The sequence below is a fragment of the Novosphingobium resinovorum genome (assembly GCF_036352595.1).
In the GTDB taxonomy this organism is placed as follows: Bacteria; Pseudomonadota; Alphaproteobacteria; order Sphingomonadales; family Sphingomonadaceae; genus Novosphingobium; species Novosphingobium resinovorum_B.
The window spans coordinates 1-1,929 of the sequence record NZ_JAZFAX010000099.1; the positions used below are offsets into that span (position 1 = coordinate 1).

The following is a 1,929-nucleotide window of genomic DNA, read 5'->3' on the forward strand; positions in this document are numbered from 1 at the left end:
AGCAAGCAGCAGCTCGTTCTTCTCGGCCTCGGTCAGAACATGAAGCGGCGGTGGCGGCATCCGTAGGGTGAATCAGCCAATCGACCTCCGCGCAACACTTTTCTGCCAACCCCGTGAGCAATTACCTTTTCACGGCCATGTAGCAGTTGCGCGAGCACCTCCTCGTGTGGACCATCAGACCATGCTTGGAACCTGACGCAGGTGTAACAGGCGTACGGCGCAGTGATGTTACAGAATGAAAAGCTGCCACATGTGCCGACAGGCTCAACGCGCCTGGTTGCCGGATCAGCGAGGTATCTGCGGCTCCCCTTCTCGTTTCCGCGCACTGCGCTAGCCTCGTTTTTCACGATTCCCGCGAAGGCTTGCGCGCGGGGCGCGAGAGACATTGCGAGCGCCCGGTCAAGATGTTCGACAATATCTGATCCGACATCCCAGTATACTGACACATGCTGTAGGTCTGAATGATCGAGGGCATCGGCTATCGCCTCTTGAGAAGCCCCGTTATTTTTCATTCGAGTTGCATGAGTATACCGAAATCGGCGCACGGTTGCGTGAAGGTCCTTCCCGTTAATTCCTTTCACTTGCAAACGACCAACGCCGCGCCTCAAAAGCTGCAGAAACCCCATTGAGGTCAAATGAAGGTTCCACTCCGGCTCAATATTACCACGCATGGGTGCCGGTCCGGCACCACGACGGAATAGAGGCTTCGAAGCGTGATCCTGATAACCCGGAGTTGCGCTGTTCAGCGCGACGAGCTCCCATACAATCCCACCCAAGAAAGTATTCAATTTCCGACGTCGGAACTGCGCCCGTGACAATGCATCACCCTTTTTGTGTCGTGGAATATTGACGATATAGCTCGTCACCACTCCATCAACGACAAGCGGTGTGATATCCTCATCACGCATGGAAGCGTACTGGCCAGAGTTGCTGCCCGTAGCGAAGGCAAGAACAATAGCGGCCTGCTCTTTGACAGGCATTGTGCCTTCAAGCCGCATTGCCTTTAGAGAAGCCATAAGATCAGCGATGACTGGAGTTGGGATCGGCCCCTTGTCCGGGTCTTGAGATCGAACGGCATGTCCTTTTTCATTGCCACCCAGGACAATAGAATGCATGCGCTTCTCTACCTTCGGGCAGAAAGGCTCAAACCGCTGCCGTCGAGCCCAGCGATAAAAATGGCGTCCATCGTGAAGTCGCCATTTTCCAGCTTTGCCCAATACTGCCAAGGCTTCGCTAAAGGCGCGATACGACAGGACCGTATTGTACTCAGCGGCATCCTGAGCGGCGACGGTATCAAGAAGTAGCCTACATGCATCGAAGCAGTTGTGTACATGAGCGGGCGACTTCGTCCTGATCTTGAAGACAATGTAATTCCGAAAAGCGTCAAGGATCGAGCCGTCGCTGATATGGAGAAGGTCAAAATTGAGCGTTATCGTTCCCGTCGGCTCATTCAGGCGCCACACCGAACCGGATACATCGACGGGGCGACCGGCTCGATCGATGACGATCTGATTTTCCAAAGGCCAGCGCCGGCCAGCCGCTGGAAGCGGGCGCTCCTCTACTGTCATGACAGTAGCCCTCCTAGCGATTGGAGATCGGCAAGGATCTGGTCTGCCTCACGGGATATCTCGGTGTGCGCATAGCGCTTCGACTGCGTCGAGTTCTTTGCCTATCCCATGATGAAATTGTTGACCGTGTCGCGAAAGGGACCCTCCCAATTACGCTCGGCCGCGAGCCGACGGAATCGACTGTTCCATGTATGTCGGACGATATGGGCTGAGAAATCTGTAGGCAGCTCCTCGGGGGTAATTGCTCACGGGGTCAGCAATTGGGCTCTGATCAGGCGACCACGAACCTGCCGTCGACGAGTTCGCGGATAGCTACGAGGGCCGATTTGCCGCTGAGACGGGCGGTTCCGGTGACGGAGCG

At 55.7% G+C, this 1,929-nt stretch carries 1 protein-coding gene; it reads right to left on the reverse strand.

Annotated elements, in window-relative coordinates; translation table 11 throughout:
• Window positions 1-32: 32 nt before the first annotated feature.
• Window positions 33-1,520 carry a tyrosine-type recombinase/integrase gene (locus tag V2S85_RS27025; RefSeq protein ID WP_330705862.1) on the reverse strand — a complete coding sequence of 496 codons (1,488 nt, stop codon included), beginning with the start codon at window positions 1,518-1,520 and terminating at the stop codon, window positions 33-35.
• Between the last annotated feature and the right edge of the window lie 409 nt (window positions 1,521-1,929).